The organism is Arthrobacter sp. B10-11, from assembly GCF_033142195.1.
Classification (GTDB): domain Bacteria; phylum Actinomycetota; class Actinomycetes; order Actinomycetales; family Micrococcaceae; genus Arthrobacter; species Arthrobacter oryzae_C.
Window position 1 is genome coordinate 554,662 of sequence record NZ_JAWMTH010000001.1, and the last position, 14,010, is coordinate 568,671.

The 14,010-nt window shown below is 67.9% G+C and carries 13 protein-coding genes; 4 read left to right on the forward strand and 9 right to left on the reverse strand.

The features are described 5' to 3' along the window. Positions 1–11: 11 nt before the first annotated feature. The 4 genes from RW112_RS02585 to RW112_RS02600 all read left to right on the forward strand — a co-directional run bounded on the left by RW112_RS02585 (position 12) and on the right by RW112_RS02600 (position 3,866). A complete protein-coding gene (locus tag RW112_RS02585; protein WP_317780289.1) occupies positions 12–764 on the forward strand; it encodes a 3'-5' exonuclease in 753 nt (250 codons plus the stop codon). Between the two features lie 337 nt (positions 765–1,101). Further along, entirely contained in the window at positions 1,102–2,181 is a 1,080-nt protein-coding gene (locus RW112_RS02590; RefSeq protein WP_317780290.1) for a methionine ABC transporter ATP-binding protein, read from the forward strand. Further along, positions 2,178–2,849, forward strand: coding sequence for a methionine ABC transporter permease (locus RW112_RS02595; protein ID WP_317780291.1), 672 nt, complete (start codon positions 2,178–2,180; stop codon positions 2,847–2,849). Before RW112_RS02590 ends, RW112_RS02595 begins: the two co-directional genes overlap by 4 nt. A 174-nt stretch (positions 2,850–3,023) precedes the next feature. Next, positions 3,024–3,866 carry a MetQ/NlpA family ABC transporter substrate-binding protein gene (locus RW112_RS02600; protein ID WP_317780292.1) on the forward strand — a complete coding sequence of 281 codons (843 nt, stop codon included), beginning with the start codon at positions 3,024–3,026 and terminating at the stop codon, positions 3,864–3,866. A gap of 108 nt (positions 3,867–3,974) precedes the next feature. On the opposite strand, the gene hemL is transcribed toward RW112_RS02600, so the two are convergent. From hemL to hemG, 9 genes are all read right to left on the reverse strand, one after another. Beyond that, a complete protein-coding gene (gene hemL / locus RW112_RS02605; protein ID WP_317780293.1) occupies positions 3,975–5,318 on the reverse strand; it encodes a glutamate-1-semialdehyde 2,1-aminomutase in 1,344 nt (447 codons plus the stop codon). Between the two features lie 12 nt (positions 5,319–5,330). Then, entirely contained in the window at positions 5,331–6,425 is a 1,095-nt protein-coding gene (locus tag RW112_RS02610; RefSeq protein WP_317780294.1) for an LLM class flavin-dependent oxidoreductase, read from the reverse strand. Continuing rightward, complete coding sequence (hemB, locus tag RW112_RS02615) at positions 6,422–7,405, reverse strand: porphobilinogen synthase (protein WP_317780295.1); 984 nt, start codon at positions 7,403–7,405, stop codon at positions 6,422–6,424. Before hemB ends, RW112_RS02610 begins: the two co-directional genes overlap by 4 nt. After that, positions 7,402–8,325, reverse strand: a complete 924-nt coding sequence (locus RW112_RS02620) for a uroporphyrinogen-III synthase (protein ID WP_317780296.1) — start codon at positions 8,323–8,325, stop codon at positions 7,402–7,404. Before RW112_RS02620 ends, hemB begins: the two co-directional genes overlap by 4 nt. A gap of 63 nt (positions 8,326–8,388) precedes the next feature. Next, positions 8,389–9,387, reverse strand: coding sequence for a hydroxymethylbilane synthase (gene hemC, locus RW112_RS02625; protein WP_317780297.1), 999 nt, complete (start codon positions 9,385–9,387; stop codon positions 8,389–8,391). Further along, positions 9,384–10,664, reverse strand: a complete 1,281-nt coding sequence (locus RW112_RS02630) for a ferrochelatase (RefSeq protein WP_317780298.1) — start codon at positions 10,662–10,664, stop codon at positions 9,384–9,386. The genes hemC and RW112_RS02630 overlap by 4 nt, the downstream gene beginning before the upstream one ends. Beyond that, a complete protein-coding gene (gene hemQ, locus RW112_RS02635; RefSeq protein ID WP_317780299.1) occupies positions 10,661–11,386 on the reverse strand; it encodes a hydrogen peroxide-dependent heme synthase in 726 nt (241 codons plus the stop codon). Before hemQ ends, RW112_RS02630 begins: the two co-directional genes overlap by 4 nt. Before the next feature lie 146 nt (positions 11,387–11,532). After that, complete coding sequence (locus tag RW112_RS02640) at positions 11,533–12,345, reverse strand: hypothetical protein (protein ID WP_317780300.1); 813 nt, start codon at positions 12,343–12,345, stop codon at positions 11,533–11,535. A 201-nt stretch (positions 12,346–12,546) separates the two neighbouring features. Next, positions 12,547–14,007 (reverse strand): protoporphyrinogen oxidase, encoded by a 1,461-nt coding sequence (gene hemG / locus RW112_RS02645; protein WP_317780301.1) that lies wholly within the window; start codon positions 14,005–14,007, stop codon positions 12,547–12,549. Between the last annotated feature and the right edge of the window lie 3 nt (positions 14,008–14,010).

Genomic DNA, 14,010 nt, shown 5'->3' on the forward strand with positions numbered 1-14,010 from the left:
AGTTTTGAGGCATGAGCACCAGGAACACCGGCACCACCAGTACCAGCACCAGTACCAGCACGTGGGACACCCGGCCACGGGCCGCCTTCGACCTGGAGACCACCGGCCGCAATTCGCGGGCCGCCCGGATCGTTACTGCGTCGGTCACAGTGGTGGATGCCGATGGAAGTGTCATCAAGGAACATGAGTGGCTCGCGGATCCTGGCGTCGAGATCCCCGCCGAAGCCAGCGAAGTCCACGGTGTGACCACGGAACGTGCCCGCCAGGAGGGCCGTCCGGCGGCGGAGGTAACGCGAGAACTCGCGTCCGTGTTGCAGGGATTGTTCGACGACGGTGTCCCCGTAATTGCGTTCAACGCCAGCTATGACTTCACGGTGCTGGCTGCCGAGTCAGCCCGCTACGGCATTCCGCAGCTGCACCGCTTCCCCGTTTTGGACCCCTACGTCATGAACAAGCAGGTGGACCGGTACCGCAAGGGCAAGCGCACCCTGACCGCACTGTGCGAGGAATACGACATCAACCTCGACAACGCCCACACCTCCGCGGCGGATGCCCTCGCAACGCTCCGGATGCTGGACGCCATGGCCGGCAAGTTCCCCAAGCTTCGAATGGCTGCCGGCCAGCTCCATCAGCTCCAGGTCGGCTGGGCCGCCAGCCAGGCCGCGGACTTCCAGACCTATCTCCGCAAGACCAAGCCCGCCGCCGTGATCGAAGGCGAATGGCCCGTCCTCCCGCCTGAAGACGCCAGCAGGGGCGACTTCTAGCCCGCCCGGCCTTAGGCACAGTGCCAGGGCCGGGGCCGGGGCACGGGCACGGGCACGGGCCCAGGGTTCGGCAGCCGGTCACGACCCGGCTCTTGGGACGAGGATCACAGGGACCGGCACGTCCGGGAGCGGTCAGCCTGGCCGGGTGCAATTTGGCAGGCGGCAGCAAGGTTGCACGAGCAACGTGACTAGGCCTCTGTTGCCTAACTGCATGCAGGAAATAGCGGGCAGCGCCGAACATTATGCGGAAGTGACTCGCCGATGGGTCCGCTGACATAATTAAGTTCAAAAGCGTGCTTGTGCTATGCCCTGCCCGAGGCCAACCTCCTGAGGATAAATGATCACAGTTACCGACCTTCGAAAGGTCTACCGCCAGGGGAAAAAGGAAGTGGTGGCCCTCGACGGCGTCACACTTTCCGTTCCCAAAGGTTCCATCCACGGGATCATTGGCCATTCAGGCGCCGGAAAATCGACCCTGGTGCGGTGCCTCACGCTTCTGGATCGTCCCACGTCCGGGGCTGTCAGCATTGACGGCACGGAACTGAGCGCCGTCAAAGAGTCCGAAATACGTGCGGCCCGGCGACGTATCGGCATGGTCTTCCAGCACGCCAACCTTATGGACTCGCGCACCGCGGCAGGCAATGTGGCGCACCCCCTGGAGCTCGTCAAGACGCCGAAGGACACGATCCGGACCAAGGTCGCGGAGCTGTTGTCCCTCGTGGGCCTCGAAGGCTTCGAAAACGCTTACCCTTCCCAGCTCTCCGGTGGCCAGCGCCAGCGTGTAGGCATCGCCCGGGCCCTCGCCGCGGACCCCGACGTCCTGCTGTGCGACGAGCCCACGTCAGCCCTGGACCCTGCGACCACGGACGAAATCCTGGACCTGATCCAGGACCTCACCAGGCGGTTGCAGCTCACCGTGCTCATCATCACGCACGAAATGAACGTCGTGAAGCGGGTCTGTGATTCGGTGTCGCTCCTGTCGAAGGGCCGCATCGTCGAACACGGCGCCCTCAAGGACGTGGCCGGTGACCTCGAGAGCAAACTGGCCAAGGCGCTGCTGCCGCTGCCAGCGTCCGAACCCCTGAAGGGCGCACTCCAAGGCGGACCGGTCCTCGAAATCCTGTTCGCCGGGGACAACGCCAAGGAACCGGTACTCACCGGTGTTGCCCGGCACTTCGACATCGACCTGAACGTCCTGGCCGGCAGCGTCGAAACACTGGGCGGCCAGCAGTTCGGGCACCTCCGCGTGCAGCTTGCAGAGAATGCTGATTACGACGCCGTCCTCGGCTACCTCCACCAGCGCGGAATAGGCGCAAAGCTGGCCGCGAGCAACGCGGCATCCGATGACGCCCTGGAATTTGGTGCCGCGGAACCGGATGCTGCTGAATTGAACGACGCGACGGGAAGGAACTCATGAACGACATCTTCAGCAACCCCGTCCTTGCCAAGGCACTGCCCGAAGCAATCGTTGAAACCCTGCAGATGGTCGGAATTTCGGCCTTCTTTACGGTGCTGGTGGGCCTGCCCCTGGGCGTTTTCCTGCACGTCACGGCGCCGGGCGGCCTGCGTCCGATGCCGGTCACGAACCGGATCATGAGCGACGTCATCGTCAACATCACCCGGTCCATCCCGTTCGCCATCCTGATGGTGGCGCTCATCCCCCTGGCGCGGCTGCTGACCGGCACGAGCCTTGGCCCTGTTGCGGCCTCGGTTTCGCTGTCCATCGGCACCATTCCCTTCTTTGCCCGCCTCGTGGAGACGTGCCTCCGGGACGTCCACCATGGCAAGATCGACGCCGCCCAGGTCATGGGTTCCACCAATATGCAGGTCATCAACAAGGTGATGCTGCGCGAATCGCTCCCGGCCCTCGTAGCCGCCACAACCACCACCGTGGTCACGCTGGTGGGATACTCGGCCATGGCCGGCCTGGTGGGCGGCGGAGGACTCGGAAAGCTGGCATACAACTACGGCTTCCAGCGGTTCGACGTCACGGTCATGATCGTCACCATCGTCCTGATCATCGTCCTCGTGCAGGTCATCCAGCTCGTCGGCGAGCAGATCGCCCGCAGCCTCGACCACCGCTAAGCCCGGGGCCCACAGCTACCCCCGGACCTCTGCTACACCGCCACTGACCAGCCGTCGTCCAACGGGCACGGCAATCTTCACCGCAGCAGGTAGCCGCCCGCTGCATCTGTGCCGGAGCGGCGCCGGGCGCAAGCCCGCCGTCGAACTCCATGCAATTCGAAAGGAACGCACCCGATGCGTAAATCACTCTCCCTCCTGGCCACCGGTATTGTCACCGCGCTGGCCCTGACGGCCTGCGGCGGTTCCTCCAGCCCCAGCGCCGAAACCACCGCCCTTGACCCCGCAAAGCCCGCCACGCTGACCGTCGGCGCAAGCCCGGTCCCGCAGGCCAAGATCCTGGAATTCCTCAACGAGGACCTCGCGCCCAAGGCCGGCCTGAAGCTGGACATCAAGGAGATCGAGGACTACCAGACTCCTAACACCGCCCTGAGCGATGGCTCGCTGGACGCCAACTACTACCAGCACCTTCCCTGGTACGAAGACCAGGTCAAGACCAAGGGCTACAAGTTCGGCCACGGCGAAGGTGTCCACATTGAGCCGTACGCCGCGTTCTCCGAGAAGGTCAAGGACATCCAGGAGATCCAGGACGGCGCCAAGGTTGCCATCACCAACGACCCCTCCAACCAGGTCCGGGCCCTCAAGGTCCTCCAGGTTGCCGGCCTCGTGAAGGACATCAAGGATGATTCCTCGGTGCTGACCCTCACCGACGAGCAGAACCCCAAGAAGCTGAAGTTCTCCGAGAACCAGCCCGAACTCCTGATCAACGACCTCAAGGACCCGTCTGTGGACCTGGCCCTGATCAATGGCAACTTCATCCTGAAGGCCGGCCTGAGCACCAAGGACGCCCTCGCAGTGGAGTCCGTGGAGAACAACCCCTACGCCAACTTCCTGGCCTGGCGCGAAGACTCCAAGGATGACGTCCGGATCAAGAAGCTGGACGAGCTCCTGCACTCCCCCGAGGTCAAGGCCTTCATCGAAAAGGAATGGCCCAACGGTGACGTGACGGTGGCCTTCTAGGCATTCCGCTACTCAGCCTTAGCACAAAAAATCCCCGTCTCCCGGACAATTCCCCTTCGCATTCAGCGGGGATTCGTCCGGGAGGCGGGGATTTCTGCTGTGACTCGGTTACAGCCCGGCGGGCACCGCCGCCGACGCCGCGGCCCGTGCGGCGGCCGGGAGCGCCTCGAAGATCCGGTTCATGGCGGCGTCGTCGTGCGCCGCGGACAGGAACCAGGCTTCGAAGACGGACGGCGGCAGGTAAACCCCGGAGTCCAGCATGGAGTGGAAGAACGGCGCGTAGCGGAACACGTCCTGGCCCTGGGCGTCGTCGTAGTTGTGGACGCCGCGGGCCGATGTGCCGAAGGCCACGGAGAAGAGGTTGCCGGCGCGCTGGATGGAGTGGTCCACGCCGGCGGCGTCCAGTGCCGAGGACAGTGCCGAGGAGAGCTCCAGCGAGCGTGCGTCGATGAACGAGTAGACCTCGGGGGTGGCGTGGGTCAGGGTGGCGACGCCGGCAGCCATGGCCACCGGGTTTCCGGACAGCGTCCCGGCCTGGTACACGGGTCCGAGCGGCGCCAGGTAGTCCATGATGTCCGCCCGGCCGCCGAGCGCCGCCGTCGGCATGCCGCCGCCGATCACCTTTCCGAAGGTCAGCAGGTCCGGGCTCCACGGCTCGGCAGCGTCCGCCGCTCCGCCGGTGAGGCCCCAGTAACCGGAGTAACCGGTACGGAACCCGGTGAGGACTTCGTCCACGATAAGCAGGGCGCCGTGTTCGCGGGTGATACGGGAAAGTCCGGCGTTGAATCCCTCGCCCGGCATGACCACGCCCATGTTTGCCGGAGCCGCCTCCGTGATGACGGCGGCGATGTTGCTGCCGTGCGCGGCGAAGGCGGCCTCCACGGCGGCAAGGTCGTTGTACGGCAGCACCAGGGTCTCCGCAGCGGTGGCGGCAGTTACGCCGGCGGAGCCGGGAAGCGCCAGGGTGGCCACGCCGGATCCGGCGGCGGCCAGGAGCCCGTCGAGGTGGCCGTGGTAGCAGCCGGCGAACTTGATGACCAGGTCGCGGCCGGTGAAGCCGCGGGCCAGGCGGATGGCGGTCATGGTGGCCTCGGTGCCGGTGGACACCATCCGGACGCGTTCTGCGGCGGGAACGCGTTCCTTGACGATGGCTGCCAGGTTGGCTTCGTCCGGTGTGGAGGCACCGAAGGAGAGCCCGCGGTCCACGGCTGCGTGGACTGCTTCGAGCACCGCGGGGTGGGCGTGGCCCAGCAGGGCAGGGCCCCAGGAGCACACCAGGTCCACGTACTCGGCACCGTCGGCGTCCGTCAGGTACGCGCCCTTGGCGGACACCATGAACCTCGGGGTGCCGCCTACCGAACCGAAAGCCCGGACGGGAGAGTTGACGCCGCCCGGCATGAGCTGGCGTGCACGGTCGAAGAGTTCCTCATTACGGGGAGAGCTGGAAGTCATGTTCCTATTCTTTCAGTTTTCGGGTGCGTGCCCGGACAGGAGCTCGGCCACCCGGGGTGCCACGACGGTGCCCAGCAGTTCGATGGACCTCATCATGGCAGTGTGTGGCAGGGAGCCGCTGCTGTACTTGAGGTCGAAGCGGTCCACGCCCAGGTTGCCCTTGAGCAGGGCGATTTTTTGCGCGACCGTTTCCGGCGACCCCACGTAGAGCGCGCCTTCGGGGGTGCACATGGCGTCGAATTCGCGCCGGCTTCCGGGGCCCCAGCCGCGTTCGGCTCCGATCCTGTTGCGCAGGCCCAGCCAGTGCGGGAAAAACTCCTCCCGGGCTTCCTCATCCGTCTCGCCGACATGCCCGGGCGAGTGCGTGGCCACCTGCTGCATCGGATGCCCGTACTTGGCCATGGCCTCGCGGTACAGGTTGGCCAGCGGAGCGAACGACCGGGGCTCCCCGCCGATGATCGCGAAAATGACGGGGTAGCCGTATTCCGCGCAGCGCAGCACGGACTCGGGGGTTCCGCCCACACCGATCCAGGTGGGCAGCAGGTGGTGCTCCAGCGGCGGGTAGACGCTCAGCCCGTTGAGGGGCGGGCGGGTGCGCCCTTCCCAGTGGACGGGCTTCTGGGCCCGGACCTTGTCGAAGAGCTCCAGCTTTTCCTCGAACAGGACCTCGTAGTCGGCGAGGTCCAGGCCGAACAGCGGGAACGATTCGATGAAGGACCCGCGGCCCAGCATGACTTCGGCGCGTCCGCTGGAGATGGCATCCACCGTGGAGAAACGCTGGAAGACGCGGATGGGGTCATCGGAGCTCAGGACGGTCACGGCGGAACCCAGCCGGATGTGCTTGGTCCGCGCTGCGGCGGCGGCCAGGAACACCTCGGGGGCCGATACTGCGTAGTCCTGCCGGTGGTGCTCGCCCACGCCAAAGGCGTGGAGTCCGACGTCGTCCGCCAGCTCCGCCTGTTCCAGCAGCTGGCGCAGGACCTGCGCATGCGGCACCGGGTGCCCGTCGGGATATACCCCGACGTCGCCGAAGGTGTTCAGCCCGAGCAGGACCTTTCCGGGTCCGACGGGGGCAGTGGCGCTCTCCGCGAGGGCTGCATTGCTCATCGGGTTTCCTTCAGCCAGCCGGCGAGCTCGGATGCCCAGTACGTCAGGACCATGTTGGCCCCGGCGCGCTTGATGCCGAGGACGGATTCGGTGATGGCCGCGCGCCGGTCGATCCAGCCGTTGGCGGCGGCCGCCTCGATCATGGAGTACTCCCCCGAGATCTGGTACGCGGCCACGGGCACGGAGCTCATGGACGCGACGTCGGCGAGGATGTCCAGGTAGCTCATGGCGGGTTTGACCATCACCAGGTCGGCGCCTTCGGCCAGGTCAAGCTCCACCTCGAGGATGGCTTCGCGGCGGTTGGCGGCGTCCATCTGGTACGTGCGCCGGTCCCCCTTGAGCTGCGAATCCACGGCTTCCCGGAACGGGCCGTAGAACGCAGAGGCGTACTTGGCGGCATAGGCCACCACGGCAGTATTGACATGCCCGGCATCCTCCAGCGCCTGCCGGATCACGCCTATCTGGCCGTCCATCATTCCCGACGGGCCAAGCATGTGCGCCCCGGCGTCGGCCTGCGCCACCGCCATCGCCGCGTAGATTTCCAGGGTGGCGTCGTTGTCCACGTACCCGTCGGCGTCGAGGACGCCGCAGTGGCCGTGGTCGGTGAATTCGTCCAGGCACACGTCGCTCATGACCACCAGGTCATCGCCCACCTCCGCCCGGACGTCCCGGATGGCCTTGTTGAGCACACCGTCGGGATCCAGCGACGCGGTGCCCCGGGCATCACGCTCGGCCGGGATGCCAAAGAGCATGATCCCGCCGACGCCCAGCTCCACTGCCTGGGCCGCGGCCTTTTTGAGGGAATCGGTGGTGTGCTGCACCACTCCGGGCATGGAGGCGATGGGGTTCGGTTCCGTCAGGCCCTCGCGGATGAACGCGGGAAGGATCAGCTCGGGCGCCGCCAGCCGGTTTTCTGCCGTCATCCGGCGCATGGCCGGGGTGGTGCGGAGCCGGCGGGGGCGGTGGGTCGGGAAGCTCATGGTCTGTCCTTCTCGTGGGTCTCGGGGGCGGGCGGGGATGGGGTTGAATGTTCCGGCGCAAGAGCCCGGATGACAGCGGACACCAGGCCGGATGCCGTGGGTTCCTCTGCGACGGCGGCCACGGTCAGCCCGAGCAATTCGGCCTCTGCCGCAGTGGAGCGGCCGATCGCCACGAAGCGGCAGTCCCCCAGTGGCGACAGTCCGGCATGGATGCGGCGGGCGGCGCTGGGTGAAGCGGCGACGACGGCGTGCAGCCGTCCTGCGGCAAGCTCGGCTTTCGCTTCGGCGGGGCTGAGCACGGCCGTTCCCGGCCCGTTGGCGGACGGCGGTCCCGAGGGCGGGTCGGCGTCACCGCCCGGTGCCACGCTGCGTGCCGGTGCGAAGCTGCGTGCCGGGTCAGCCGGATAGTCCACGGTGTGGTAGGCGGTGACCGCCTGGACACTGGCACCGAGCGCTTCAAGCCCGTCAGCCAGCCTGCTGTCGGCGATGTCGGCCTGTGGAAGGAAGACGCTGCCCTGGCCGCGCGGCCAGATGTCGAGGAGGCCGACGCCGGACTGGAGCCGGGACGGTGCCAGGTCAACGGCGATTCCCCGCGATTCCAGTTCATGCTGTGTGGCGGGCCCGATGGTGGCCACCTGGAGGGAGCCGGGCAGCCACCGGCTCAGCGTCGTGCCCCGTTCCCGGGCGAGTTCCTCGAGGGCCTGGACAGTGGTGGCGCTGCTGATGACCAGCCAGCTGTAGGCACCCGCGCCCAGGGCGTCGAAGGCGACTTCAAGCGAATGCAGGTCCCGGGCGCGCTCAAAGTCGATCAGCGGAAGCAACAACGGTTCGGCACCGGTTTCCCGCAGGGCGGCGAGGAGCGGCGCGGCCCGGTCAGGGCTGCGCGTGACCAGGATGCGGGCGCCCTCAAGCACTCGCATCCCGGGCTGGTCGCCACCCCGGCGGGCACTGCGCCGTCCCATCATCTGCCCGGCTCCGCCGGTTCAGGAAGCGGCAAGGTCCGCGATGTCGGCTGCTCCGGCCGCCAGCAGCACCTCGGCCAGTTCGATGCCAAGGAGCGTGGCGCCCACTTCGGTGAGTCCGTCCGTTGCCCGCTTGTCGCGGACAGAGGCTTTCCCGTCGACGGCGCAGACCGCGGCTTCCAGGTAGAGCATGCTTCCCTTGCGGTAGGCGTAGGCGCCGACGGGGGCCGCGCAGCCCGCCTCCAGCCGGGCCAGGAGCGCCCGCTCGGCCGTCACCGCAAGCCGGGTGTCCATGTCATCCAGTGCTGCCAGCGCCTGGGCCAGCGGCGCCTGTGAGCCCTCGGTGGAACCGGCTTTCCGGGGTGCGTCGGCGGTACGGCATTCGATGGCCAGTGAGCCCTGCCCGGCGGCGGGCAGCATCACGTCGGTTTCGAGGTATTCGCTGACGGTGTCCAGGCGGTTGATGCGCCCGAGGCCGGCGGCCGCAAGGACCACGGCGTCGAGGTCGCAGGATTTCCCTTCCACCACCGCGTCGGTCGCATTGCCCGGCAAACCGGGGACGCGGCCCAGGCGGGTGTCCACGTTGCCGCGGATATCCACAACGTCCAGGTCGGGCCGGGCTGCTCGGAGCTGCGCTGCACGGCGCGGGGAGCCGGTTCCCACCCGGGCGCCCTGCGGGAGGTCGGCCAGCTTGAAACCGTCGCGCGCGCAGAGCACGTCGCGCACGTCGACTCGTTTTGGCGTTGCCGCCAGGGACAGGCCGGGAGCGGCTCCCGTGGGCAGGTCCTTGAGCGAATGCACGGCTACGTCGCACTGGTCCCGCAGGAGGGCGTCGCGCAGGGCCGCCACGAACACTCCCGTGCCGCCCATCTGCGAGAGGGAACCGGTCAGGACGTCCCCCTCGGTCCGGATGTGGACCAGTTCCACGGGGAAGCCGCCGATGGCAGCCAGTTGGTCGGCTGTTTGTTGGGTCTGGGTCAGCGCCAGCTTGCTGGCGCGCGTCCCGATGCGGACTGTCACAGGGATCCCTGTCCCTCCGCCTGCGATGCCGGTGCAGCGGCCGGATCCGAAGGGTAGGGGTCATGACCCGTGCCCACGGTGGTGTCCGCCCCTGCAATGGTGGGCTTCTCACCGCGGAAGTTGGCGCAGCAGCCCGGGCGGCAGACGTCGTACCAGGGGCCCAGGTCGGTCAGGTGGGGCCGGTCGGCGATGTTGTTCGCCGCGGTGCGCTCACAGATCAGGTCCACGATGCCGCCCACGAACTTCCGGTGGGTGCCGGGGGTGGGAACCCGGGTGGCCAGGACGCCGAGGTTGCGGCAGGTCTCCAGGGCCTCGGTGTCAAGGTCCCAGACAACTTCCATATGGTCGCTGACGAAGCCCAGGGGCACAATCACGATGCCCTTGACACCCTGGCCGGCGAGTTCTTCGATGGCGTCGTTGATGTCCGGCTCCAGCCACGGAACGTGCGGAGCGCCGGAGCGGGACTGGTAGACGAGGGACCAGGGGGCGCTGTCGCCGGTCTCCGCCTCGACCCGGCGGATGACCTCGGACCCGGATGCCAGATGCTGGGCCACATAGGCCGAGTCTTCAGCGAACTGGCGCGGTTCCGCGTCGGACCGGCCCGCGGCTTCGGCGTCCCGCGTGGGGATGGAGTGTGTGGCGAACAGGATGTGGACGGGGGCGTCCGGGGTGCCCGCTGCAGCCAGCTGGGCGCGGATGTCCGCCAGACCGGCCGCGGTGCCTTCCACAAAAGGCTCCACGAAACCCGGGTGGTCAAAGTACTGACGCACTTTGTCCACTTCCAGCTTCCCGTCCAGGCCTGTCTCGGTCAGTGCCATGCCGATGTCTTCGCGGTACTGGCGGCAGCTGGAGTAGCAGGAGTAGGCGCTCGTGGTGACCATCAGGACCTTGCGGTGGCCGGCGTCGTACACGTCCTGCAGAGTCTGGGGGATGTACGGATCCCAGTTGCGGTTGCCCCAGAACACGGGGAGGTCAATGCCGCGGGCGGCGAGTTCGGCTTCGATGCCGGCCTTGAGCGCGCGGTTCTGCTGGTTGATCGGGCTGATGCCGCCGTTGGCGCGGTAGTGGTGCGAGACCTCTTCGAGCCGTTCGTCCGGGATTCCGCGCCCCCGGGTCACGTTGCGGAGGAACGGGATGACGTCATCCTGGCCTTCGGGGCCGCCGAAGGAGGCGAGGAGGACGGCGTCGTACTCCTTGGGCGCCATCCGGCCTGATTCCGTGACCGGGTTGACGGCGGTCACGGCTGCGGATGCTTCCTGGGATTCAAGCGGGCTCATGCGAGGACCTCGGCGATCTCGCCGGCAGTGACCCGCCGGCCGGTGTAGAAGGGGATTTCTTCACGGACGTGGTGCCGGGCTTCGGTGGCCCGCAGGTGGCGCATCAGGTCCACGAGGTCCACGAGGTCGGGTGCCTCCAGGCCGAGGATCCATTCCCAGTCGCCCAGGGCGAAGGATGACACGGTGTTGGAGATGACCTGCGGGAAGTCGCGGCCCAGCAGTCCGTGATCGCGCAGCATGGCCCCGCGCTCCGCATCGGGAAGCAGGTACCACTCGTAGGAGCGGACGAAGGGGTAGACACAGAGCCATTCAGCGGGCTCGACGCCGCGGGAGAACGCCGGGGTGTGGTTCTTGGCGAACTCGGCCTCGCGGTGCACGCCCATGGCGGACCAGGCGATCTCCGTGCCGGCGAAGAGCTGGCTGCGGCGGATGTCGCGGACGGCCTGCTGCAGGGCCTCGGGCTTGGGCCCGTGGAGCCACACCATGATGTCCGCGTCTGCACGCATCCCCGAAACGTCGTAGCTTCCCCGGTGGACCACGTCGGCATCAGCCAGGCGGGCCAGCAGCGCTTCGAAGTCCGCTGCAGCATCGGCGCTGCGCAGGACGTGGGCGGAGCGCTTGAACACCGTCCAGAGAGTGAAGAACTGCTCTGTTTCTTCGGCTGCTGGTTTTTCGGCTACTGATTCGGTTTTAGTGACAGATTCGGCAGAAGTGTGGCTCATAGCTACCAGTCTGCCCCTTCGATGCCGCCTAAGTCGAAACACGCCACTTCTACAACGTGTAGAAGTGCTTAATTTCACAGCTTTGCGCCGAATCCGGCCGGACCACCAGCGGAAAACCGGCAGCCGGCGGCCGGTCCGAAATGCCCCTAGACCCGCCGCATTCGCACGTAGGCAACCCCTGCAGCGCAGGCCAGTGCTACCAGGCCGGCACCCCACCAGACCTGGGGCGGCACGTCTCCCATGGGCGAGACGCTCACGGCAGACCTCATGACCGGCGAGCCCGAGACACCATAGCCGGAGCCGGACAGCGGCTCGACGCCATATGACGTGAGGATGGCCATGTTGGCAGGCCCGAACCTGTTCGTAGTGGTCCATGCCGAGGCCGGTGCGGCAGCAGCTGGCCCGGCGGCCGGGCGGCCGGACACTCGCGATGCTCCGCCCGCTGCAGGCGCTTCCGCGGCCGCGCCGCGCAGGATCACTCCGCTTCGGGGCGCGGCCGGAGCGGCCGTTCCCGGGAGGACTGCCGGTGGCGCCGCGGGAGTGCCGGCGGAAGCCCCGCCAGCGGCGGGGGCAGGAGTGCCAGGCACCTGGGCGGCACCGGTGGACGGAGCGGCAGCTCCGCCGGCGGGTGTCGGCGCCGGGGTGCCCGATGGCGCGCTGCTTTCGGAGGGAGACGGTGACGGCGACGACGGGACAGGCGACGGCGTCTCCGGGTCAGGCGACGGCGAAGGCGAAGTCCACGCCGGGTCGGTCGTCGGAGACGGTGACGGCGTGGGCTGGGTCCGCTGTCCGGGCGGCGTCTGCTTGCCGGCGCCCGGTGCAGGCGGGCCGGAAGGATGCGGCTTGGGCCCGAGGACCACGGAAGCCCAAACCTCCAGCGAGGGAACACCAGCGTCTATGGACGCCGTGGCAGCGGAACCAGCGCTGTCCGTGGTGTCCGGAGCCGGAACGAGTGACACAGCGTTGGATGCAGGGACACCTGCTGAAAGGACTAGTACCGCTCCGAGCGCCGCTGCTGCGGTGCCGCGCCGAAGACCCCCATGGAAACCAGTCAGCGTTCGAGTTTCTTCGGACTTCTGAATGACCATAGTCATCGACCCTAGCCAGAAACACGTGCCATTAGAAACTTGCAAAGTCGCCCTGTACGCGGTACTCGCGGGCTAGTGGAGTACGTCCGCGAGTTGCCTCTTGGTATCGGCCACGACGGCGGCGAGGCCGTTGCCGGCCAGCCACCCGCCCACCATCACCAGGCCGCCCTGGGCGGCGCAGACGTGCCGAACCTCCGCCACGCGCTGGCGGTGGCCAACAGCGGCGAATGGCAGCACACCGCCCCAGCCCACGACGTCCCAGTCGATCACGTCATCAGCCGTGACAGGCACTGTCAGCAGTGCCGACGCATCCCGTAAGGCCGCTTCAAAGAGCACCGTGTCCGCCCGGGCGCCCTCTCCCGCGCGCAGGCCGGCGACGGACCCGCGCGCCTGCTGCGCCCCCTCTTCTCCCCTGCCGTACGAGAGCCGGACGACATGCGTGCCCGGGCCCGCCGCTGCCGCGAGCCAGTCCCATTTCGCGGTGGCGTGCGTCAGCGCCTTTGCCTGGATGCCAGGCGTCTGCGGAGCCACCAGAATGCCCGTTCCGCGCGGCCGGCGGTCAAGTTCGGGAAGGTCAACAACAAGTGTCACAAGCTTTACATCAGGACCGGCGCCGGGCCGGTGTCCGGCCAGATCCGGCACTGCGTCCTGGAGCAGTCCGACGGCGGAGGGGCCGTCAAGCGCCACCACCAGCAGGCCGGCGTCGTACTTCTGTGCCCCTGCCGAAACCCGCCAGCCGTCAGCTGTCCTTTCCACAGCCGCCGCCGGGGTGCCGGCCAGGAGGGTGGCGCCGCGCTGCCGCAGTTCGGCCACGAGGGCGGTGATCAGCGTGTGCAGGCCGCCTTCGAAGCCGGCGACGGCGGATCCCGCTTTGGGGCCCTGCGCGGCGGTCCCCCGGCGCTGGGCGGCGACGGCGGCGGCCAGGGAGCCGTGGGCCCGAATGCCGGCCCGGAGTCCGGGTGCCACCATATCGACGTCGAGCAGCGCGGGGTCGGCTGAGTGCACGCCGCCCACCACGGGCTCCACCAGGCGTTCCAGCACACGGCGGCCCATCCGCTGCCGCACGAGGGCCGAGACGCTGGTGATGGCTGAGCGGGTTCCCAGGGAAGCTGGCAGGAACCTGTCCAGGGAAGCGCGGAGCGAGCCTGCCAGCCCAAGGGTCCTGCGCACTTCGGGGTCCCACGGGTTGGCCGGGATGCCCAGGACGCCTGTTTTGGGCAGTTCCCGCGCACCCTCGGGGAGCTGGACCCAGGCGCCGCCCGGATGCGGCGCAACGATTGTTGCCGTGATGCCAAGCTCTGCCGCCAGGTCCGCAACGGCGCGTGAGCGGGTAGCGAAGGACTCCGCCCCGCTGTCCAGTGTCAGGCCGCCCACTACATGGCTACCCACACAGCCGCCCCAGGCCTCGCTGGCTTCAAGGACGGTGACCTGCCGGCCCGCTTTAACAAGCTCCAGTGCCGAGAGCAGGCCGGAGATGCCCCCGCCCACCACCACCGCCGAACCAACGGTCCCTTCCGGCGCGGCCGCGCTCACCTT